This window comes from Italian clover phyllody phytoplasma str. MA1 (genome assembly GCF_000300695.1).
GTDB lineage: Bacteria > Bacillota_I > Bacilli_A > Acholeplasmatales > Acholeplasmataceae > Phytoplasma.
In genome coordinates, this window is record NZ_AKIM01000141.1 from 1 (window position 1) to 399 (window position 399).

Below are 399 nucleotides of genomic sequence, written 5' to 3' on the forward strand. Positions count from 1 at the left end.
CATAGTGATTAATTGGTTATCATTATCGTTTAAAATCGCTTTTGATGGTTTTAAGTAAAAATAAAGCACCCCGCTTCCTAAAAAAGGTTCGTAATAGGTTTTAAATTTAGAAGGTAAATTAGCAATAATTTGGGGTAAAAGTTTTTTCTTACATCCAATCCAATTAATTTTCATCTTTCTTCTCCTTATGCCATAAATAAAATAAAAAGAAAATATCAGAAAAGATGGCGATTGTAGCGTTAAATTTTAATCCTAATTCAAAATTGAAAAATAAAGCCATAATATTACTAATGATGAAAAATAAATAGGAAATGGTTAATAAAATAGGATATCTTTTTTTCATTTTGTCTCCTTTATTTTTTTATTTCTTTTGGTGTCCTTACCAATAATTGTGTGTTT

The 399-nt window shown here is 25.3% G+C and carries 2 protein-coding genes; both read right to left on the reverse strand.

The window, feature by feature from the left end; genetic code table 11:
• On the reverse strand, positions 1-174 hold a 174-nt coding region (locus tag RI01_RS03470), incomplete at its 3' end, for a DNA adenine methylase (RefSeq protein ID WP_017193190.1).
• A complete protein-coding gene (locus tag RI01_RS02995; protein ID WP_017193191.1) occupies positions 164-343 on the reverse strand; it encodes a hypothetical protein in 180 nt (59 codons plus the stop codon). The genes RI01_RS03470 and RI01_RS02995, both read right to left, overlap by 11 nt.
• Between the last annotated feature and the right edge of the window lie 56 nt (positions 344-399).